Source organism: Acidobacteriota bacterium, from assembly GCA_020845575.1.
Classification (GTDB): domain Bacteria; phylum Acidobacteriota; class Vicinamibacteria; order Vicinamibacterales; family Vicinamibacteraceae; genus Luteitalea.
The window spans coordinates 15,576-35,252 of sequence record JADLFL010000023.1; the positions used below are offsets into that span (position 1 = coordinate 15,576).

At 68.7% G+C, this 19,677-nt stretch carries 16 protein-coding genes; 6 read left to right on the forward strand and 10 right to left on the reverse strand.

Translation table 11 applies throughout. The annotated features are described in order from the left end of the window. Positions 1 to 81: 81 nt before the first annotated feature. The 9 genes from IT182_06645 to IT182_06685 form a co-directional block, all read right to left on the reverse strand. Positions 82 to 1,311, reverse strand: a complete 1,230-nt coding sequence (locus IT182_06645) for a VCBS repeat-containing protein (protein ID MCC6163010.1) — start codon at positions 1,309 to 1,311, stop codon at positions 82 to 84. Positions 1,312 to 1,348: 37 nt separating this feature from the next. Beyond that, positions 1,349 to 1,996, reverse strand: a complete 648-nt coding sequence (locus tag IT182_06650) for a PEP-CTERM sorting domain-containing protein (protein MCC6163011.1) — start codon at positions 1,994 to 1,996, stop codon at positions 1,349 to 1,351. Between the two features lie 82 nt (positions 1,997 to 2,078). Further along, on the reverse strand, positions 2,079 to 3,062 hold the full coding sequence (locus tag IT182_06655) for a substrate-binding domain-containing protein (GenBank protein MCC6163012.1): 984 nt from the start codon (positions 3,060 to 3,062) through the stop codon (positions 2,079 to 2,081). A gap of 114 nt (positions 3,063 to 3,176) precedes the next feature. Then, positions 3,177 to 3,491, reverse strand: coding sequence for an FtsX-like permease family protein (locus IT182_06660; GenBank protein ID MCC6163013.1), 315 nt, complete (start codon positions 3,489 to 3,491; stop codon positions 3,177 to 3,179). Further along, on the reverse strand, positions 3,491 to 4,888 hold the full coding sequence (locus tag IT182_06665) for an FtsX-like permease family protein (protein ID MCC6163014.1): 1,398 nt from the start codon (positions 4,886 to 4,888) through the stop codon (positions 3,491 to 3,493). Before IT182_06665 ends, IT182_06660 begins: the two co-directional genes overlap by 1 nt. Next, positions 4,866 to 5,669, reverse strand: a complete 804-nt coding sequence (locus tag IT182_06670) for an ABC transporter permease (GenBank protein MCC6163015.1) — start codon at positions 5,667 to 5,669, stop codon at positions 4,866 to 4,868. Before IT182_06670 ends, IT182_06665 begins: the two co-directional genes overlap by 23 nt. Before the next feature lie 5 nt (positions 5,670 to 5,674). Continuing rightward, positions 5,675 to 6,013 (reverse strand): PadR family transcriptional regulator, encoded by a 339-nt coding sequence (locus IT182_06675; protein ID MCC6163016.1) that lies wholly within the window; start codon positions 6,011 to 6,013, stop codon positions 5,675 to 5,677. A gap of 75 nt (positions 6,014 to 6,088) precedes the next feature. Further along, positions 6,089 to 8,731, reverse strand: a complete 2,643-nt coding sequence (locus tag IT182_06680; protein MCC6163017.1) for a protein kinase — start codon at positions 8,729 to 8,731, stop codon at positions 6,089 to 6,091. 23 nt (positions 8,732 to 8,754) lie between these two features. Then, on the reverse strand, positions 8,755 to 9,384 hold the full coding sequence (locus IT182_06685) for a sigma-70 family RNA polymerase sigma factor (GenBank protein MCC6163018.1): 630 nt from the start codon (positions 9,382 to 9,384) through the stop codon (positions 8,755 to 8,757). 61 nt (positions 9,385 to 9,445) lie between these two features. Here IT182_06685 and IT182_06690 point away from each other — a divergent pair, with 61 nt between their 5' ends. Then, positions 9,446 to 10,060, forward strand: a complete 615-nt coding sequence (locus IT182_06690) for a gluconate 2-dehydrogenase subunit 3 family protein (GenBank protein ID MCC6163019.1) — start codon at positions 9,446 to 9,448, stop codon at positions 10,058 to 10,060. 6 nt (positions 10,061 to 10,066) lie between these two features. Further along, a complete protein-coding gene (locus IT182_06695) occupies positions 10,067 to 11,755 on the forward strand; it encodes a GMC family oxidoreductase (protein MCC6163020.1) in 1,689 nt (562 codons plus the stop codon). A 52-nt stretch (positions 11,756 to 11,807) separates the two neighbouring features. Here the strand turns inward: IT182_06695 and IT182_06700 are convergent, their stop codons facing one another. After that, positions 11,808 to 13,316: an MFS transporter gene (locus IT182_06700; protein ID MCC6163021.1), complete on the reverse strand. Its 1,509-nt coding sequence runs from the start codon at positions 13,314 to 13,316 to the stop codon at positions 11,808 to 11,810. 204 nt (positions 13,317 to 13,520) lie between these two features. Between IT182_06700 and IT182_06705 the strand changes: the two genes are divergently transcribed. Genes IT182_06705 through IT182_06720 form a run of 4 tightly spaced genes read left to right on the forward strand, consistent with a single transcriptional unit; the run spans position 13,521 to position 19,616 of the window. Next, positions 13,521 to 13,928, forward strand: a complete 408-nt coding sequence (locus IT182_06705) for a cupin domain-containing protein (GenBank protein ID MCC6163022.1) — start codon at positions 13,521 to 13,523, stop codon at positions 13,926 to 13,928. Further along, positions 13,925 to 15,160, forward strand: a complete 1,236-nt coding sequence (locus IT182_06710; GenBank protein ID MCC6163023.1) for a Tm-1-like ATP-binding domain-containing protein — start codon at positions 13,925 to 13,927, stop codon at positions 15,158 to 15,160. Before IT182_06705 ends, IT182_06710 begins: the two co-directional genes overlap by 4 nt. A gap of 12 nt (positions 15,161 to 15,172) precedes the next feature. Further along, on the forward strand, positions 15,173 to 16,042 hold the full coding sequence (locus IT182_06715; protein MCC6163024.1) for a phosphoenolpyruvate hydrolase family protein: 870 nt from the start codon (positions 15,173 to 15,175) through the stop codon (positions 16,040 to 16,042). 22 nt (positions 16,043 to 16,064) lie between these two features. Further along, positions 16,065 to 19,616: a ThuA domain-containing protein gene (locus IT182_06720; GenBank protein MCC6163025.1), complete on the forward strand. Its 3,552-nt coding sequence runs from the start codon at positions 16,065 to 16,067 to the stop codon at positions 19,614 to 19,616. Positions 19,617 to 19,677: the final 61 nt, after the last annotated feature.

The following is a 19,677-nucleotide window of genomic DNA, read 5'->3' on the forward strand; positions in this document are numbered from 1 at the left end:
CGGGCTGAAGCCCGTTCGCTCAAGCACGTAGTGTGATGGCCCTGTGTCCGGTTGCCGGTGGCCCATTGCCGGTTGCCGGACTCACCTCCCCGTCCTGTTCCAGTAGATGACCACGTTCGATGTGCGGCGGCCGGCGGCGATGATCTCCGGGCGGCCGTCGCCATCGAGGTCGGCTGTCGTCACGTCCTCGGTGGCCATGCCGCCCATGTCGATCGGCGTCCGTCGCTCGACAGCACCGTCCTTCGTGATGTCGTAGGCAACGAGGCCGGCGGCGCCATCGCGCCACCCCGCCACAAGTTCATCGTCGCCATCGACATCGAGGTCGGCCCACGCGATCGCATGACCGCCTGTCAGCGTGGCATCCGCTGTCGTCCGGGGCCACAGCGCCGATGATGCGGCGCCGCTGTCTGGCTCGCGATACACGATGACGGACGTGCCGTGCCACGGCTCGACTGTCGCGAGCATGCGTCTGCCGCCGACGCTCCCCATCTTGATCTCGCCGGGCGAACCCTCCCCCACCTTGCGCTTCTGCCACGTACCGTCGTCCGAGCGCGTCAGCAGGTGCAGACCTTCACGACTCGCGGTGAGCAGTTCGTCGCGATCCTGCCGTGTGAACCGCACCGGCAGGAAGTTGTGCAGGATGTGAAGACTGTCGTCGGCGATCTCCGACGGCCACGGCTGGCTGGCCGGCTGCGCGGGCACCGACAGCACGACGATGCGCGCGCCGGCTTCTGGCCAGTCCGGCGGGCTCGTGCCACGGCCGTGGAGCGGCGTGACGATGAGCTCGGGCCCGCCCTTCCCGTCGACGTCCGCCCACTTGATGCGGTGCAGCGTCGGCTCGTTCGTGATGTCGAACAGGGGCCACGGCGCGCCGTCGGCCGTCTGCCTCGTCCAGTGCAGCGTGCCACCGCCCGCCGTGTCGCGGGGATTCCACGTGGCGCCGATCGCCACGTCCATCCGTCCATCGCCGTCGATGTCGTGCGGCGCGAGGGTGACGTTGTCCTTCGGCGTCTTCCCGTCGAGGACGACGTGTTCCTTCCAGGTCGGATTCTCGAACCAGACGAGCTGCGTTCCGCTGATGGCGACAACGTCTGGCTTGCCGTCAGCGTTCATGTCCGCCGTCGTGACGGCGTAGCCGACGCCGAACTCGCGGCGGATCTCCTGTCGCTCGAACGTCACGCCGCTCGAGCCCGTCGCGGCCGGCTGCGAAGACGCGGCGAGATGGCCCAGGGCGGTACACACCAACGCCGCGCCAGCCAGCACGACACCGGCACGGCGCGGCAGGAAACGTTGCAGGGGGAACCGTTGCATGAGCCGCACTCTACACCGGCGCGTGCGGCGGCGCGCATCAGGCGCGACGCACGCGGCCGACGATCCAGTGGGTGGCCAGCAGGCCGACGCCGAGGAGCAGCAGGCCACCCGGTTCGGGCACCGACGCACTCTGGAACGTGACTTCGCTCAGGAACACCCACGAGTGCCCGTTCTCGTCGTCGCGGAACAGCTGCAGTTCGAGCGGCCCCGTGGCTGCGAGCTGCGAGAAGGTGAACGCGACGGGCGCTCCACCGGGGTCGTCGGTCAACGAATAGGTGGTTCCGTTGATGCGGATCGCTCTGGGTGTCGACACGCCACCTGCCCCGTTCGAGTCGTCGACGTGGATCGTCAGCGAGTCGATGGTGGTCCCGCCCGTGAAGTAGAACGTGATGGTGGGATCGATGCCGTCCCAGCCGACGTAGGGGCCATTGCCGGCAGGCGCCTCGGCGTCGAACCAGTTGGTGGTCGCAATGATTCCGTCTGTCAGGTCTCCGAGGCCGCCGGTCAGTGGCGCGCCATCTGCAGCCGTGTTTCCGGTGCCGTTGTAACTCTCGTCCCAGTAGTTGTACGACCCCGTGTGGCCGTTGAGCGTGTCGTACCAGAGGGGCAGCACCGGAGCGGCGGCGGCGATCGATCCGCTGGCGAGGACGGCCAGTACGACGAGGAATGGTGTTGTGCGACGCATGATGCCCGCCAGTGTGTCCGCAACGGATCGCGACTGCAAGCAGAGCCGTGGACTTTTCCGTAAGCTCTGCCGCACCACATCCTCACGGCACTCCCGGCGGATCGATCACCGCCTGAATCTCGGGTTCGTCGAACGAATCCGGCGTGACGAGCACGACACCCGTGTCGACGACTTCACTGACGGGCTTGCCCTGCAGGTGATCGACCATCGTCTTCACGCCGAGGTAGCCCATGTTGATGGGGTTCTGCGCGACGAAGCCGTGAATCTGTCCCGCGCGCAGCGGCTCGATGAAGCTGGCGCTGTAGTCGAAGCCAACGAAGGTCACCGAACCGGCCTTGCCGATGTCCTGGAGCGCGAGCAGCATGCCCGCGGTGGCCGATTCGTTGGACGTGAAGATGCCGTCGAGGCGATCGCCGTACTGATTGAGCAGGTTCTCCGACGCGCGCTTGGCCGTGTCGCGCGTGGCGCCCGCGTATTGATCGGAGGAGATCACCGTGACGCCAGGGAAGCTCGATCGCAGCTCGTCGAGGAATCCCTGCTCGCGCTCCTCCGTCGCCGCCGAGCCTTCCTGATAGCGCAGCAACAGCACGGTCCCCTTGCCGCCGAGCAGTTCGCCCATGCGCCGGCCGGCGAGGTGGCCGCCCCTGCCGTTGTCGGTGCTGACGTAGCTGACGGTGGGGTTCGGCTTCGTGAGCGCCGAGTCGAAGATCACCGTGGGGATCCCTGCTCGCGCGGCTTCCTCGACCGGACGACGCAACGCCGTGCTGTCGAGCGGCGCGAGCACGATGCCGGACACGCCCTGACTCGTGAACCCCTCCACGACCTGGACCTGCTGCTCCCGATCGTCTTCGCGCATGGGGCCCGTCCAGATCACCTCGACTGGCGTGCCCGCGGCCGTGTACTCGGCCGCCGCACGCTCGGCGCCAAGCTTCACGCGCTTCCAGTGCTCGTGCGTCGAGCCCTTCGGCACGAAGCCTATCGTGATGCCCGACTTCCGTCCGCCGTCGCCGCCGCACCCCATCGCGACCGCGAGCACCGCCGCCGTCACCATCCATCGCATGCGCATGTCGCGCTACATCATGTGCCATGAGCGCGTCATGCGCCTCTCCCACAGATGTAGGGGCACCCCTTGTAGGTGCCCGATCCGAACGGGCGGCCACAAGGGCCGCCCCTGCGTACCCTACTCCGATCGCAGGACCGTGGCGGGCTGGACGCGCAGGGCACGCAGCGCGGGAGCGAGCGATGCCAGCGCGCCGGTACACGCCAGCAGCGCGCAGCCGATGGCGAGCGTGCGCACGTCGTGAACCTGGAGGCCGTAGACCAGCGACTCGGCGTAGCGGCCGCTCCACCACGCCACGGCGAGGCCCACGACCAGGCCGACGACGACGAGCCGCGCCGCTTCGAAGAGCACCAGCTTCAGTACGTGGTCCGCGCCTGCGCCCAGCGCGAGCCTGACGCCGATCTCGTTGCGGCGCCGCGCGACCATGTACGACATCACGCCATACAGGCCGAGCGTCGAGAGGACGATGCCAGCACACCGAATGCGCCGGACACCGTGGCCATCAACCGCTCGCGCATGACCGTCTGCGCGATCTGGTCGTCGAACACGCGGAACTCGATCAGCAGTCCCTGCTGCATCTCGGTCATCACCTGCTTGATGCTGGCCATCGTCGCGTTCGCGAACACCTGCGAGCGCACCATGAACGTCATGTAATCGGGCGGATCCTCGTCCTGGGCCGCGGCGAAGAACGCGATCGGGCGGAAGTCCTCGCGCAGGCCGCCGTACTTGGTGTTGCGCACGAGTCCCACGACTTCGTACTCCAGGTCGGGCTTGCCCGCCACCTGTGCATGCGCGAAGGTGCGGCCGATCGGATTGTCGTCGCCGAAGACCGACTTCGCGAACTGCTCGTTGACGATGGCCACGCGCGGACTGGAAGCCGTGTCCTGCGGCGTGAACTCGCGCCCGGCCAGGAGCGGCGTCTTCAGCGCGCCGAAGTAGCCTGGGCCGACCAGCGTGAACCACGACTCCTTCTTCTCGCCGTCTGCCGCGCCCTTTGCACGCACGTCGCCGTTCCAGCTGCTGCCGCCGAACGGACTCAGCGAGACCTGCGCCAAGGCGATGACGCCCGGCTGCGCGGCGATGCGCGCCTCGATCTGGTCGAACATCAGGAGGCGCTGCTCGGGCGGCATGGCCGGCAGTCGTGCGTCGACGCTGGCGACCAGGACGTCTTCCGACACCATGCCCGACTCCGTGGTGAGCAGGTTGCGCAGCGTCTGCGCGAACAGGAGTGCGCCGCACAGCAGCACCAGTGACATCGCCACCTGCGCCACCACGAGACTCCGGCGCAGGCGATGGCGCTCGGCCGATTGCGCCGTGCCGCGCGCACCGGACATCGCCGCCGCCGGCGGTGTGCTGGTGGCCTTGATCGCCGGCGCGACACCGAACAGCAGGCATGTCAGGAGCGCGAGTCCCGTGGTGAAGAGGAACAGGTTCCAATCGAGGCCGAGCGTGAGGACGATGGGCTGATCCTGCGTCGTCAGGAACCCGATGAGCGCACGCCCGGCGACGTGAGCGATGCCGAGTCCGAGGATGGCACCAAGGCCCGCCAGCAGCAGGCTCTCCGTGCACAACTGCACGATCAGCCGCAGGCGTGACGCGCCGACGGCCTGGCGCACGACCATCTCGCGCTGGCGCGTGCTCGCACGCGCCAGCAGGAGGTTCGCGAGGTTGGCGCACGCGATGAGCAGCACGAGGCCGGCCACGGTCAGCAGGATCCACAGCGGATCCTTGTATGCCCTGTGCAACGAGGACATCCCCGCGCTCGCATCCTCGACGATGAGTGTGTTCTTCAGATACTTCTCGACGGAATCAGGACGGTAGCTGGGTGGCACCGTGTCGCCGAAGATCGCGGGCGACCCTGCAGGTACAACTCCTGGCCGAGCACGCCGGGTTCCCGCGGTACTGGCGCTGCCAGGACGCGTACGACAGGACCGCGCCGGCCTGGCTGCAATCGGCCTCGTCCTTCACGCGCACGAAGCCGCTGCCCAGTATCGGGCGCACGCCAAGGACGTCGAGGAAGTTGCTGTTCACCCACAATCCCTCGACACGGTGCGCCTCGCCGCTCGGCGAGACGTTGAAGCTCGTCGGACCGAACACGAGCATGTCGGAGAAGGCATCCTGCGCCTGACGCACGGCCTGGAACTGCGCATAGGTGAACGCCTGATGACGCGACGAGTACCAGCCGAACGTGAAGAAGTCCGTGCCGCGCGCGAGCACCGCCAGTTCCGCTGGCGCCTCCACCGCCGGCAGGCTTCGCAGGCGCAGCGCGTTGATCATCTGGAAGATCGCCGTGTTCGCGCCGATGCCGAGCGCGAGCGACAGGACCGCGACGGTCGTGAAGCCCGGATGCCCCCAGAGCTGTCGCGCACCGTACCTCACGTCGGCGACCAGCGCCTCGAGCCACGCCACGATGTTCATGTCCCGCGTCCTCTCGCGTTGCCGTGTGTATCCGCCGAAGCGGCGGAGCGCCTCGGTTGTCGCGTCGTCCGGCGTCATGCCGCCGGCCACCAGTTCGTCGATGCGCTCGGCCACATGGAACGCCAGTTCATCGTCCAGGTGGCGAAGCAGCCTGTTCCGCCTGAAGACGTTGACCGCGCGCGCGATCCAGGCCATGGCTGTCAGCTGTAGCGCAGCACTCGTCCGACGCCGCGCGTCAGGCGCGCCCAACTCTCGCGTTCGATGTCCAGCTGGGTCCGTCCGAGCCTGGTGATCCGGTAGTACTTGGCTCGCCGGCCCTTGTCGGTCACGCGCCACGTGGCCGAGATCCAGCCTTCCTGCTCCATGCGGTGCAGCGCCGGATAAAGCGAGCCCTCCTCCACGCGCAGCGCATCGGCGGACATGCGCTGGAGGTGGCCGCAGAGCGCGTAGCCGTGCAGCGGCCCCTGCCCTTCGAGGCTGCGCAGCACGAGCAGCGTGAGCGTGCCCTGGAGAATGTCGTTGCGGGTCCGTGTGGTCATGTCCAGCCGTTCATGCCCTAGCTATAGCTAGACAGGGATAATAGAGAGCCGCGCCACGCCGTCAAGCGCGAATGGCTATTCCAGTCGCATTCTGGCGAGCAGGGCGGCGAAGCGTGGATCGCCTCTGAGCGAGTCGACCATCGGATGCACCTTCAGCGTGGGCATCCAGTACGACCGTTCTTCGTACGCGCGTTCGAGCCACTCGAAGGCGCGCTCCGTATCGCCGAGATACGCGTAGATCCCGACGAACTGGAAGGGCTCGATGTATCGCGTGCGGCGGAGGGTCAGGAGCTGGTTCAGGAGCGTCAGCGCCGCGGGCCTGTCGTTCAGGAGGGCCTGGTTGCAGGCCATGACGAAGATGTCCGACTGCGCGCCGCCCGAGAGCGCCGCCGCCGCCCGCGCGGCCTCGAGCCCGTCGGCCGGATTGCCGCGCGCCGCGTACGCCGCAGCCATGTACAGGTACGCGAGATACGTCTGGGGATCCTGCGCGAGGGCCTTCCGGCTCTCCGCGATCGCCTCGTCGAAGCGATGTTCGAGGTAGTAGTGCAGCCCGCGCACGGCCACGAAATTGACGAGCGTGGGATCGAGGGCCCGCGCGCGCGCCGAGAACTCGGCGGCCTCGGCGAACCTGCCGTGACTGGCCAGGAACTCGCCCAGCGAGTGGTTGACCCGCGCGCTCGTCGGCTCCAGCACCAGCGCCCGGCGCAGGTGCGCCTCCGCGTCCGCCCAACGCCAGTTGTAGTCGCCCTCGACTTCGGCGAGCGCCACGTGCGCCGCGGCAAGGTCGGGATCGAGTTCGAGCGCGCGCCTGGCGGCGCGCTCGGCGCGCGGATACGCCTCGGTGGGCGCCAGGAACGCCATCGACGCTGCCCGCGTGAACGCCGAGGCGAGGCCCGCCTGCGCCGCGGCGAAGTCGGGATCCAGGCGGATCGCGCGCGCGAACGCGTCGCGGGCGGCAAAGATCTGCGAGACGTCGCGCCTGGTCATCGCGAGTGCGAGGTTGCCGTCGAGATAGGCCTCCTGCGCGGCCGCCGTCGTATCCGCCGCCGGACGCGCTGACGCGAACGGGAGCGACAGCGCGGTGGACACGCCGCGACTGACCTGCGTGGCGAGTGCCTGCTCGCCCATGAGGACATGTGCGAGATCGCTGACGAATGACGCCTGCCAGGCCACGTGTCCGCTGGCGACGTCCACGAGCCTGAGCGTCGTCTGCAGCCGCGTCCCGGTTCGCGCCAGCGTCCCTTCGAGCACCGTGTCGACCTCGAGCTCGCGGCCGGCGGCGACCGTGTCGACCACGCGATCGAGATACGGAAGCGTCGCGTCGACGGGACGCACCGCCAGCGACGGGATGCGCCCGAGTCGCGTGGCGATGGCGTCCGCGAGGCCGACGCGGAGCGCGCGATCGGCAGTGGACGGCGGCGCGGCACGAGTGCCGCCCTCCGGCGGTGCCACGAGGAGCGGCAGCACTGCCATCGTGCGCTCGTCGCCCGGTGCAACGGCATCGCCGACCGACGCGGACGAGACCGGCACGCGGCCAAGGGAATACGTCGCGACGAATGCGCCGATGAGCAGCGCCGCAATGGCAAGTGCCGCCACGGCGATGGGCACCTTGCGCTGACGGACGAACGTCGCGATCCGATACCCGAGGCCGTCGGGCCGCGCAAGCACCGGCCGGCCGTCGAGGTACCGCGTGATGTCGTCGGCCAGCGCCGCGGCCGACTCGTACCGGCGGCTCGCGTCGATGTGCGTGGCCCTCGCCACCACGCAACGGAGCTCGCGCGGCAGTGACGACGATCGGCGGGTCGGCCGGGCTCGGAGAGCCGGCCCTGTCGGCCCTGGAGTCGGCTCTGTCTTCCCTGTCGTCTCCGTTTCGTCGAGCAGGTGCGCGAGCAGGACGCCAAGGCTGAACACGTCGGTGGCCGGCGTGAGCACCGGCGCGCCGCTGGCCTGTTCCGGCGACGCGTATTCAGGCGTGAACGCCTGATATTCGGTGAGCGTGAGCTCCCCTCCTTCCGGCGACTCGGTCACGCGCGCGATCCCGAAATCCAGCAGCTTGGGCACGCCCGCCGCCGTGACGAGGATGTTCGACGGCTTGAGATCGCGATGGATGATCTGCTGCGCGTGCGCATGCGCCACCGCACGGCAGACGTCGGCCATGAGGGCGAGCCGCTCGCGCTGCGTACGGGCGTGCCGAGTGCAGTACTCGTCGATGCGCACACCATCGACGTACTCCATCACGAAGAACGGTTCGCCCTCGGCGCTCACGCCGCCATCGAGGAGATGCGCGATGTGCGGATGGTTCAGCGTGGCAAGGATCTGGCGCTCGCGGCGGAAGCGGCGCAGCATGTCGTCGCCCGAGAACGTGCGGCCGACGATCTTCAAGGCCACCTGGCGATGGAACGCACCATCGGCACGTTCGGCGAGGAACACGGCGCCCATGCCGCCACGGCCGATCTCGCGAAGGATGCGATACGCGCCGAATCGACGGCCGGCGTATGCATCGGCGGCGGTGGTGCCGGACGTGGGCCTGTCGTCAGGCAGTTCGGGTCCGAGCGGCGCGCTCGTCGCGCCGTGCGCGGCAAGCAGCGAGAGGACTTCGTCGCGCAGCGCCTCGTCGTTGCCGCAGTGGTGCGCCACCAGATCGGCGTGACGCTCCGGCGGCTCGTCGACCACCTCGGCGAAGATCGCCTTGACGCGCTGCCATCTCGTGGGGTCCATGCCCTCCGTCACGCGCACGCCCATCAGGCCGGCTCGCCGTACGAGAGCTCACGCGTGAGCCAGGCCCTGGCGATCTGCCAGTCGCGCTTCACCGTGCGCTCCGACGCACCGATGAGGGCCGCCGTCTCCGGCACGGACAATCCGGCGAAGAAACGCAGTTCGACGATGCGGGCCTGACGTGGGTCGAAGGTGGCCAGCTTCACGATCGCCGCGTCGAGCGCCACCAGGTCGACATCCACCGTCGCGGCCGGCACGTCCACATCGTCGAGAGGCACGCGAACGGCTCCCGTGCTGCGCTTGGCCGCGTGCTTGCGTCGCGCGTGGTCGACCAGGACCTGGCGCATCACGCGCCCGGCGATTGCCACGAAGTGGTCACGGCTATCCCACGGCACATCGGCGCTGTTGGCCAGCCGCAGGAACGCCTCGTGGACCAGGGCGGTCGGCTGGAGAGTGTGCCCGGCACGCTCGCGGCGGAGGGCTGACGCGGCGAGGCGTCGCAGTTCCTCGTAGAGGCGGGGGAAGACGACGTCAGCCGCCTCGTCCCCGATCGACGTGCCATCGAGGGTGGGGCGCTGCGCCTGCGCTTGGTCGTTCACGCGAGAACAAGAATACCGAAACGGCTGAGGCGGGTCGAATGAGTTGCCACGTTGCATCGCGTGCGGCTATGGTGGCGGCGTCCCAGCCAGTGAGATTGCCCTCATGAGGTCGAAGTCCATGTCGTCCAGCGCTCCACCGCATATCCTCCCGGTGCTGCCCTCGCCAGGTGCGACGGCCGGCACCAGCGCCACTCCCGGCATCTCGCGACGGTCTGCGCTCCAGGGACTCGTCGCGGGCCTCGGTCTGACCGCCGGCTCGACGACAGCTGACGCGGACGTGCATGACCACCCGCTCGCCGCGCACATCGTGCAGCGGCGCGCGACGCCACCGGCCACGACTCCCGCGACGCCGAAGTTCTTCGACGCACACCAGTTCGCCACGCTGGGTGTCGTGTCCGAACTCATCGTGCCGGGCTCGGTCGCCAGCGGCAGCCCGGCATACATCGACAGCGTGCTTGCCGTGGAACATGACGATGTCCGCATCGCCGTGGTGAGCGCCCTGTCGGCCCTCGACGCGGCGGCGCGCGACGCGCACCGCGCCACGTTCCGCACGCTGAAGGCACCGCAGCAGATCGCGATTCTCGAAAGCCTCACCCGACCGCTCGTGACGCTGAAGACGTGGGTCGCCGGCGCGCACTACTCGTCCGAGGCCGGGCTGAAGTCGCTCGGCTTCGACGGCATGGTCTTCTTCCAGGAGTTCCCGGCGTGCCAGCACGGCGAGGGACACGCGTAGGTTCCCATGCAGACCACACAGCGCGATCCCGCGGGACAGCACTTCGACGTCGTCATCATCGGGTCTGGCGCGTCGGGCGGCTGGGCGGCCAAGCGACTCACCGAGGCAGGCCTTCGCGTCGTGGTGCTCGAAGCCGGCCGTGCCTTGACCGATGCCGACTACAAGGAACACGTGCACGCGTACCAGTTGCCGTATCGCGCCCGGACGAAAGCGCCGCTGGAGCAGCGGCGGCCGAAGCAGTCGCAGTCGTACGCCGTGCGCGAGTGGAACGCCGACTGGTACGTCGACGACATCCAGGAGCCCTATCACGACGAGTCGACGCCGCCATTCCTCTGGGTGCGGACGCGCGTCGTGGGTGGACGCACGAACATCTGGGGTCGCGCCTGCCTGCGCCTGAGCGACGTGGACTTCAAGGCCGCCTCGCGCGACGGCAGGGGCGTGGACTGGCCGATCTCGTACGCCGACATCGCACCGTACTACGACCTCGTCGAGGACTACGTCGGCGTATCGGGCGTGAAGGAAGGACTCGAACAGTATCCCGACGGGCGGTTCCAGCCCCCGATGGGATTCACGTGCGAAGAGGTGGCGCTCCGCACGCGCGTGAAGAACGCCTTCGGCTACACCATCACGCAGGGCCGCACGGCCAACCTCCCGCGCCCGCTCAACGGCCGCCAGGCCTGCCACTACTGCGGACCGTGCGAGCACGGGTGCGTGACGCACTCGTACTTCAACGCCGCGTTCACGACGATGCGCGACGCCATGGCGACAGGCCGCTGCACGCTGGTGACAGGAGCGATGGCGTACAAGGTCCTCATGGATCCGGAGACGCACAAGGCGCGCGGCGTCCTGTACGTGGACAGAGACACGCGCCAGCCGAAGGAGATCTTCGGCAACGTCGTCGCGTTGTGCGCGCAGACGCTCGAGTCCGTGCGAATGCTGCTGAATTCGTCATCCCCGCAGGATCCGAACGGCCTCTCCAACTCCAGCGGCCTCGTCGGTAAGTATCTGATGACACATTTCTCGGGCGGCGGCGCGTCTGGCCGCCTGCCTGAGGTCGAGGCCACGCCGTCGATGAACGGTCCGAACCGGCCCTGCCAGCTCCTCACGGCACGCTTCCGCAACCTGCCGGGAGGGCCGCAGTCGGCGGACTTCGTGCGCGGCTATGCGTGGAGCACGAGCGTCGGCACGGGCTTCGACTTCTCCGCGCCAGGCATCGGCGATGCGTACACGCGCGCGATCGCGCGCAGGCGTCCCGTATCTGTCACGTTCTCCGGCTTCGGCGAGTGCCTGCCGTATGCCGACAACACGTGCACGATCGATCCCGACACGCGCGATGCGTTCGGCATCCCCGTGGTACGCCTGCACCTGACGCCGCGCGAGAACGAGCAGGCGATGCACCGCGACATGGCGACGCACGCGGCGGAGGTCCTCGAGCGCATCGGTGCCACCAACATCAGGCAGACGCACCAGGTGCGCGGCCAGGCGCATGAGGTGGGTGCGGCGCGCATGGGTACGGATCCGAAGGCATCGGTCCTCAATCCGTTCCTGCAATCGCACGACGTGCGCAACCTGTTCGTGATGGACGGCTCCAGCTTCCCGTCGAGCGCGTGGCAGAACCCCACGCTCACGATCATGGCGCTGGCCGTCCGCTCGACTGACTATCTGCTGGAGCAACTGCGAGCGGGGAACCTGTAAGCAGTCGGCAACCGGCAACGGGCAACCGGCAACCGGTTGGGCGTCAGGTCGGTCACACTTTTTTCAGCCGCTCGGCGCGATAGCCGCCGCGCCGCTTGTCGTTGACGTACATCGTGCCGAACACGGCGATGAGCACGAGAGCCGCCGGGGCGACGTAGCGGAAGGATTCCTGTCCGCCGCGCGCTTCGGCCGGCTGAAGAAGCGCGCCGGCTTCGGCCACGACGGGATCGTTCAGGCGGGTCGCGACGACCGCGCGCAGGGCCGTCGCCGTGGCATCACCGTGTACCTGGCCGGCCTGACGCAGGGTCGTCAACGCCGTGCGGGTCGCGGTGAGGGCATCGCTGATGTCACCGGCGTCCACGGAGGCCGCGCCGCGGGTGGCGGAGGCCAGGTGCTCCGGGAAGCGCTGCGCGACGCGCTCGAGGACGGCTGTCGCCTGCGCGGGGTCGAGCGCCTCGGCCAGGAAGCGATCCGCGAGACTCCCCATGAGCGGCACGCCCACGGCACCCGCCATGCCGAGGCCGATCCCGGCGGTCAGCACGATCCCCAGCGACCCCGTTCGTGGCAGTCGCTCGCTCACCAGCCCCACCATCGTCGGGAAGAAGAACGCGATGCCCCAGGCAAAGACGGTGGCCACCGCGAGCGCCGACCACAGGCCCTGCACGAAGCTGAGGAGGAACAAGCCCGTGCCCGTGAGGATGGCGGCGACCAGCAGCATGCCCGTCGGCGCCAGGCGCTCGACGAAGTGCGTCGCAAGCAGGCGCAGGACGACCATCCATCCGCTGATCCAGACCAGCACGAGGATGCCGTGGATGCCGACCGCTTCGAGCACCGCCGGCACCCATCGCATCGGGCCGAGCTCGATCGACGTCGTGATGGCCATCATCGCGAGCAGCAGGAGGAACAGCGGACTCGTCAGCGTGTAGCGGAACATCTCGCCGACGGGAATGCCCGCCTCGGCGTTCTCCGTCCGCGGAAACCGCTGCGGCAGCACCAGGACGCCGTAGACGAGAATCGGGAGGTAGATCACCGCGAGCTGATACGGCCAGTAGCCGAAGCGACCGCCGTAAGAGGCCAGGAGGAAGCCCACGATCCCGCCGGCGACGATGCCGATCGGAAAGAAGGCGTGGAACCAGTTCAGGTGCGTGGTCTTCGCGTCCGGGAACAACGCCGCGACAAGCGGGTTGCCGGTGACTTCGATCATCCCGTTGCCCACGGCCAGCGTGGCCGCGCCCAGCATCAGCATCCAGAATCCCGACGGCGAACCGACCTGCATGACGGCGGCAATCATCAGCGTGATGCCCGCCAGGTGCATCGCGAAGCCGAATCGCACGCCCTTCTCGAGTCCGTACGCTTCGAGCAGCGGCCCGAGCACGAGCAGCGAGATCGCCATCCCCCACAGCGCCGCGCCGCCAATCAGGCCGACCTGGTAGTTGGTCAGGATGAAGTCATGCTTGAGCGCGACAAGGATGTTGCTGACCAGCGCAAACGACGCCCCAGTCGGAATCAGCGCCAGACAGATTCCCGAGAACAGCCGATTGCGATTGACTCCGTGCGCCATGACCTCGGACATACCTGTACGCCCCTCCAACGTTCGCGACGCCCCCATGCCTCTTCGCGTCTCGCCCCCGGTGCCCGATGCCCGGTGCCCGGTGCCCGGTGCCCGGATTCTGTTATGTGCCGCGCAGTATATGCGCACTCCGATGCGGCTGTGATACACCTGTCGCCTCATTCCGGAGGGCGTGGACAGGTGGCTGAGGGAACGATGGGCGCGGGCGCGCGGCGCTTCGTGACGGCGGCTGACGTCGAGGTGGAGGAACTGCCATGGGGACCGCACGAATGGTTGTGCAGGCCCGGGCTCACCGACGCGCGTGACCTGCTCCTCGTTCGCGTGCGCATGCCGCCAGGAACGGGACACGCGTTCCACAGGCATCCGGAGATGGAAGAGATCATCTACGTGGTCTCCGGCGAGGCCGAACAATGGGTGGACCGGACCTGCCGTCGCCTCGTTGCGGGCGAGATCGCACATATCCCGAAGGACCTCGTCCACGCCACCTACAACGCGGGCGATGAGACGCTGGTGTTCCTCGCCATCCTGTCGCCGGCGATCTTCGACGGTCCCGCACTGGTGGACGTGTCCACCGAAGCGCCCTGGAGCACACTTCGCCCGTGACTCCGCGCACCATCCTGCTCGTCGGCACGCTCGACACGAAGGGGCCCGAATACGCCTTCGTGCGCGACGCCGTGCGCGCGCGTGGTCACCGCACGATGCTCGTGGACATCGGCGTGCTCGGCGATCCGTTCGTGATGCCTGACGTATCGGCAGACGATGTGGCGCGCGCCGCGGGGACGGACCTTGCATCGCTGCGGACGCGCGCCGACCGCGGCCACGCCGTCGACGCCATGCAGCGTGGTGCGGCGGCGCTGCTCCCGGCCTGGTACGCAGCCGGACGCTTCGACGGCGCGATCGGACTCGGCGGAGGCGGCGGTACGACGATGATCGCCACCGCCATGCGGACGCTGCCCGTCGGCGTCCCGAAGGTGATCGTCTCGACGATGGGAGCAGGAGACACATCGCCGTACGTCGGGGTGAAGGACCTGACGCTGATGTACTCGGTTGTCGACATCGCGGGACTGAACCCGCTGTCGCGCCGCATTCTCGGCAACGCGGCCGGTGCGATCTGCGGGATGGTCGAAGCGCTCGACGCCGACGATGGCGACCCTGGCGCCCATGACGCGCGCCCACTCGTGGCGGCGACGATGTTCGGCGTCACTACGCCCTGCGTCACGGCCGTCCGCGCCGCCATGGATGACGCGGGCGTCGACACCATCGTCTTCCACGCCACGGGTTCCGGCGGACGCGCGATGGAAGGCCTGATCGACGATGGGTTCTTCGCCGGCGTGATCGACGTGACGACAACCGAGTGGTGCGACGAGGTCGTCGGCGGCGTGTTGACCGCCGGGCCAACGCGCCTGTCCGCGGCGGGCCGACGCGGCATCCCGCAAGTGGTCTCGGTCGGCGCGCTCGACATGGTCAACTTCGGCGGCATCGATGCGGTGCCGGAACGGTTTCGTTCTCGTACGCTCTACAGGCACAACGACACCGTGACGCTGATGCGGACCACAGCTGACGAGTGCGTGGCGATCGCGCACCGCATCGCCGCGCAACTGAACGCCGCCACGGGCCCCACGGCCGTCGTGCTGCCGTTGCGCGGCGTGAGCGCCATCGACGCGCCCGGCCAGCCGTTCCACGACCCCGCTGCCGACGCCGCGCTGTTCGACACGCTGCGCACATCGCTCGATCCGCGCATCACGCTCGTCGACGTCGACGCGCACATCAACGACGCGGCGTTCGCCAACGCCCTCGTCGACACATACCGCTCACTCGCACGGCACATGCCGTAGGAGACGATACAGATGCCGTTCATCTCACGCAGGACGATGCTCGCGCGACTGCGCAGGCGTGTGGCGGCCGGCCAGCCCATCATCGGAGCTGGCGCCGGCACCGGCATCTCCGCGAAGTTCGCCGAACGCGGCGGCGTGGATCTGATCATCATCTACAACTCGGGTCGCTTCCGCATGGCCGGCCGCGGCAGCCTCGCGGGGCTCCTCCCCTACGGCGACGCCAACGCCATCGTCGTGGAGATGGCCCGGGAAGTGCTGCCCGTCGTGAAGGATGTCGCCGTGCTGGCTGGCGTGTGCGGCACCGATCCGTTCCGCATCATGCCGGTGTTCCTCAAGGAGCTGAAGGCGATGGGCTTCGACGGCGTGCAGAACTTCCCCACCGTCGGCCTCATCGACGGCGTGCTGCGCCAGAACCTCGAAGAGACGGGCATGAGCTACGACCTCGAGGTGGAGATGGTCCGTGAGGCGCGCGCGCTCGACATGCTGACCTGCCCGTACGTGTTCGACGAGTACAGCGCGAAGGCGATGGCCAGGGCCGGCGCCGACGTGCTCGTGGCGCACCTCGCACTCACGACGAAGGGATCGATCGGCGCGAAGACGGCGCTCACGCTCGACGAGTCTGCCGCGCGCGTGCAGGCGATGCACGACGCCGCGCGATCGGTGCGCAAGGACGTCTTCGTCATCTGCCACGGCGGTCCGATCGCCGAGCCGGATGATGTCGCGTACGTGCTCGCGCACACGACAGGCATCGACGGATTCTTCGGTGCGTCGAGCATCGAACGCTTCGCGACGGAAGTCGGGATCGAGGAGCAGGCCCGACGCTTCCGCCAACTCACATTGCGCAGGCGCGCGACGCGAAAGGACTCTGTGACGCGTCGCTGACGCCCGTGTGAGGAGAATGCGCATGGGATTCCGACGCACTCACGCCGCCGTACTCCTGGCCCTCGCCATCGCCCTGGCGAGCGTCATGACGCTCCGCGCACGCCAGCTCGCGCCGCAGGCACCGCCCGACGCCGGACGGCCCCTGCGCGTGCTGTTCCTCGGCCACACGAGCACGCACCATCCGTCGATGACGCTGATGCCGATCCTCGCGGCCCCACTGGCGCGCAGGGGCATCCAGCTCACGCACGTCAGCACACCAGACGAGGCGCTGCGCCCGGAGGTGCTCGCGCACTACGACGCGCTGATGATCTACGCCAACCACAAGACGCTCACCGCGGCGCAGGAACAGGCGCTCGTGGACTTCGTCGAGGGCGGCAAGGGCCTCGTGGCGCTGCACTGCGCGTCGGCGATGTTCACCGAGGCGCCGCGCTACATCCCGCTCGTGGGCGGTGAATTCCATACGCACGGCACGGGCGAGTTCGCCGCGACGATCGTGGCACCCGATCATCCCGTGATGCGCGGCCTGACGCCGTTCACGACGTGGGACGAGACGTACGTCCATACACGACACAACACCGTCGATCGCACCGTATTGATGGAACGCGTCGACGAACGCGGGCGCGAGCCGTACACGTGGGTGCGCACGCAGGGCAAGGGGCGCGTGTTCTACACGGCGTACGGCCACGACGAGCGGACGTGGCGCCATCCGGCGTTCCAGCAACTCGTCGAACAGGGCACGGTGTGGGCCGTGTCCGACGAGGCACGCGGCGCGTGGTCGCGCCTCGTCATGCCGGAGGTGGTGTACGTCGACGGCTTCAACGTGCCGAACTACGAGAAGCGCGATCCGGCACCGAAGTACCAGATGCCGTTCACGCCCGCCGACTCGATGAAGTTCATCACGCTGCCGGGGGAGTTCGACCTGCAACTCTTCGCGCAGGAACCCGACGTGATCAAGCCGATCGCGTTCTCGTTCGACGCGCGCGGGCGGCTGTGGGTGATCGAGGTCAGCGACTACCCGAACCGCGTGCTCCACGGCCAGCCCGGCGGGGATCGCATCACGATCCTCGAAGACAGGGATGGCGACGGGAAAGCCGACAAGCGGACGATCTTCGCCGACCACCTCAATCTCCCGTCGAGCCTCGTCTTCACGGGCAACGGCGTCATCGTGGCGGCGGCGCCGTACATGCTGCTGCTCGAGGACACGAACGGCGACGACAAGGCCGACAGGCGTACGGTGCTCAGCACGGGCTGGAGCGTCAGCGACAGCCACGCCGGACCGTCGAACCTGATGTACGGCCATGACAACTACATCTGGGGCACCGTCGGCTACGCGGGTTTCGATGGCGTGATGAACGGCACGCCGATGCGGTTCTCGCAGGGCGTGTTCCGCTTCAGGCCCGATGGGTCAGGCTTCGAGTTCGTCACGGGGTCGACCAACAACACGTGGGGCCTCGGCTTCTCGGAAACGTTCGACGTGCTCGGGTCCACGGCCAACAACGACCCGAGCTTCCACGTCGCGATCCCGAACCGCTACTTCGAGGGCGTCGAGGGACTGCGTACCGGCAGCCGGCTCGCGAGCGGCCTCGGGTACCACAGCATCGCGCAGTTCTATCACGCGCACTTCATCACGCCGTACATCCGTCAGGTGGACGTGCACGGCGGCTACACCGCCGCGGCAGGACATCAGCTCTACACGGCGCGCGCGTTTCCGCAGGCGTACTGGAACCGCATCGCATTCATCAGCGAGCCCACGGCGCACCTCGTAGGGCAGGCCATCGTCGAGCGCAATGGATCGGGCTTCGTCACGCGTGATGGCTACAACCTGCTCGCGGGGGCCGAGGAATGGGTGGCGCCAGTCCAGGCGCAGGTGGGCCCCGACGGCGCGGTGTGGGTGGCCGACTGGTACAACTTCATCGCGCAGCACAACCCGACGCCGCCCGGGTACAGCAACGGCCCCGGCAACGCGTACGAGACATCGATGCGCGACAGACATCGCGGCCGCATCTATCGCGTGGTGCCGAAGCAGGCCGCGCCATCGGACGCGCCGCAGTTGTCGAAGACGGATCCGGCCGGCCTCGTCGCGGCGCTCGCGTCGGACAACATGCTGTGGCGCCTGCACGCGCAGCGCCTGCTCGTCGAGCGCGCGCAGCTCGACGTGGTGCCCGCGCTCGTCGCCCACACACGGAACACGCGTCTCGACGCCATCGGCCTCAACGGTGCCGCGCCGCACGCGGTGTGGACGCTCGACGGCATCGGGGCCGTGCCCGATCTCGCGAGCGAGGGTGGACGTGCCGTCGTGGCGGCGCTCAGGCATCCGGCGGCGGGCGTCCGCAAGGCGGCCGCGACAGTCGTCGCCACGCGTCCCGGCGGCGGTCAGGCGATTCTCGACGCGGGTCTGCTCCGCGATCCCGATCTCCAGACGCGTCTTGCCGCCGTGCTCGCGATCGCCGACGCCACGCCATCGCCCGCGATCGCGGCAGCGTTGTACGCGGCGGGCAAGAGTCAGGAGAACATCGGCGACCGCTGGCTGAGTCGTGCGTTGTACGTGGCGTCGTACAGGCATCGCGAGGGCGTGCTCACGGCGTACCGCGCGGATCGCGCGGCGGTGCCCGTGACCGCGCTGCCACTCGCGCTGCGCCTCGGAGACACGCGGCCAGACTGGACCACGCCCGAACCCGCCACGGTTGCCGGCGCCTGGAAGCCGATGGAGGTCCCCGGCAACTGGGAAAGCAAGGGGTTACCTGATTTCGACGGCGTCGTGTGGTTCACGCGCACGCTCGATCTGCCGGCACCCGGTCCGACGACGCTGGGATTCGGCCGCATCAGCCAGGCCGCCGAGATCTGGGTGAACGGTCACACGGTGCCCGCGCCGCCGCGCAGCGCCACGCCGCCGCCGACGCCCATCTTCACGGTGCCTGACGGCGCGCTGCGCGCGGGTGTCAACACGATCACGCTGCGCATCCAGAACTCGCGCGGCGACGGCGGGTTCCTGAGCACGCCTGATCTGCTGGTGGCAGAGACGAACGGCACCACGCGTTCTCTCGCAGGCACGTGGCAGTACCGCGTGGAGCGGCAGACCAACGCCGTCACGCCGTACAGCCGGCCCGGCGAGATCGCCGCGCACCTGGCGTACGCCACGAGCGACGCCGCGCGCGCCAGCGCCACGACCACGATGCCCGCCCCACTCCCGACGCCGGACGTCATCGTCCAGCTCTCGGTCGTCCCGGGCGAGATGAAGTTCGACAAGACGGCCTTCACCGTCGCGCCCGGCCAGTTGGTGCAGCTGGTCTACTCGAACCCCGACCCGATGCAGCACAACTTCATCCTCGGTGCGTCGGGATCGCTCGAGCGCATCGGCGCCGCCGCCGACGCGATGCTCACCGCCGGCGACGCGCTGGCGAACCAGTACGTCCCGCAGATCGCCGACGTCCTCTTCTCGACGAAGGTCCTCGATCCCGGGCAGACCCTGACGGTGCAATTCCGCGCCCCGCAGGAGCCCGGCGAGTACCCCTACGTCTGCACCTTCCCCGGCCACTGGCGCCTGATGAACGGCGTCATGACGGTGCGCAACTGACCGGCAACCGGCAATCGGCAACGGGTCACCGGTTGTCGCCGACGGGCCGGGCAACCCGTCC

Excerpts from the sequence above, each read along its gene's own strand:
- IT182_06645 (MCC6163010.1), bottom strand. The coding sequence starts at position 1,311 with ATGCAACGGTTCCCCCTGCAACGTTTCCTGCCGCGCCGTGCCGGTGTC.
- IT182_06650 (MCC6163011.1), bottom strand. The coding sequence starts at position 1,996 with ATGCGTCGCACAACACCATTCCTCGTCGTACTGGCCGTCCTCGCCAGC.
- IT182_06655 (MCC6163012.1), bottom strand. The coding sequence starts at position 3,062 with ATGCGCATGCGATGGATGGTGACGGCGGCGGTGCTCGCGGTCGCGATG.
- IT182_06660 (MCC6163013.1), bottom strand. The coding sequence starts at position 3,491 with ATGTCGTACATGGTCGCGCGGCGCCGCAACGAGATCGGCGTCAGGCTC.
- IT182_06670 (MCC6163015.1), bottom strand. The coding sequence starts at position 5,669 with ATGGCCTGGATCGCGCGCGCGGTCAACGTCTTCAGGCGGAACAGGCTG.
- IT182_06675 (MCC6163016.1), bottom strand. The coding sequence starts at position 6,013 with ATGACCACACGGACCCGCAACGACATTCTCCAGGGCACGCTCACGCTG.
- IT182_06680 (MCC6163017.1), bottom strand. The coding sequence starts at position 8,731 with ATGGACCCCACGAGATGGCAGCGCGTCAAGGCGATCTTCGCCGAGGTG.
- IT182_06685 (MCC6163018.1), bottom strand. The coding sequence starts at position 9,384 with ATGCAACGTGGCAACTCATTCGACCCGCCTCAGCCGTTTCGGTATTCT.
- IT182_06690 (MCC6163019.1), top strand. The coding sequence starts at position 9,446 with ATGTCGTCCAGCGCTCCACCGCATATCCTCCCGGTGCTGCCCTCGCCA.
- IT182_06695 (MCC6163020.1), top strand. The coding sequence starts at position 10,067 with ATGCAGACCACACAGCGCGATCCCGCGGGACAGCACTTCGACGTCGTC.
- IT182_06700 (MCC6163021.1), bottom strand. The coding sequence starts at position 13,316 with ATGGCGCACGGAGTCAATCGCAATCGGCTGTTCTCGGGAATCTGTCTG.
- IT182_06705 (MCC6163022.1), top strand. The coding sequence starts at position 13,521 with ATGGGCGCGGGCGCGCGGCGCTTCGTGACGGCGGCTGACGTCGAGGTG.
- IT182_06715 (MCC6163024.1), top strand. The coding sequence starts at position 15,173 with ATGCCGTTCATCTCACGCAGGACGATGCTCGCGCGACTGCGCAGGCGT.
- IT182_06720 (MCC6163025.1), top strand. The coding sequence starts at position 16,065 with ATGGGATTCCGACGCACTCACGCCGCCGTACTCCTGGCCCTCGCCATC.